Origin of the sequence: Halorhodospira sp. 9621, assembly GCF_022228055.1 — a bacterium.
Lineage (GTDB): Bacteria > Pseudomonadota > Gammaproteobacteria > Nitrococcales > Halorhodospiraceae > Halorhodospira > Halorhodospira halophila_A.
The window spans coordinates 1-944 of sequence record NZ_JAJNRD010000092.1; the positions used below are offsets into that span (position 1 = coordinate 1).

The window sequence follows — 944 nt, forward strand, 5'->3', positions numbered from 1 at the left end:
TCGGCGCGGAGCGTGAGCCGCTCCCGGAGCCGCTCGCTGGTCTGCGCGTCGGCGAGCCTGATGCTGGAGGTGCCGGTGGCGAGGGCGTTGGCCGCGGCTGCTTCGGCCTGGCCGAGGAGCGCGCCAGCCTCCTGGCCGTCCTTGGGGAAGAGTGCCGCCCCGGCACACGCCGAGGCGAGCGGGGCTTGGTCGCGCTGGGTAGCCAACTCGCGGTTGACCCCCTCGAGTAGCTTGCGGAGGAGGTCCGTGAACTGCTGCTCCGCGTCCGAGGGCCGCTCAAGGACGGCGATGATGCGCCCGCGGGCGGCGACACCAAGGAAGTGGGACTGGCCGGCGAGCTGTTTGCGCAGGCCGAAGGTCAGAGTATCGAGCAGCGCATCGCCGGGCTCTTCGCCCATGCCCTGGGTGATGGAAGCGAAGTCGCGGATCTCGACGGCCGCCACGGCGAGTTCCTGGTCGAGCCGCTCGGCGCGGTGCAGCGCATCTTCGAGTAGCTGCAGTGTGTACTTGCGGTTGGGTAGCCCCGTGCGGGGATTAAAGTTCGCGTGGTAGTGAAGTCGCTCGGCCTCGAGGCGGCGAAGCTCGGTAACCTCCCGCTGTACCGCGACCAGGTAGCGGGCCTCGCTGTCCGGGGTAGTGACGGGGGCGATGTTCCACCACGCCCGGTAGCGGGAGCCGTCCTTGCGGTAGTTCCAGGCCTCCCCTTCGAACCAGCCGTGGTCGCGCAGGTCCGCCTTGAGTCGGTCCAGTACCTCGCGCTCCGTGTCCGGCCCCTGCAGCACGCGCGGCGTCTGCCCCACGATCTCGTCCGGGGTGTAGCCGGTGATGCGCGTGAAGGCCTCGTTGACGTAGATGATCTGCGGCCCTGGCGGCTCGAGTTCTGCGGTGGTGATGACGATCGACTCGCCTGCCTGGCTGATCGCCGCCTCCAGCAGGCTCAGGCT

General features: G+C 69.5%; 1 protein-coding gene. It reads right to left on the reverse strand.

The features are described 5' to 3' along the window. On the reverse strand, positions 1–944 hold a 944-nt coding region (locus LRF89_RS13215), incomplete at both ends, for a sensor domain-containing diguanylate cyclase (RefSeq protein ID WP_238637367.1).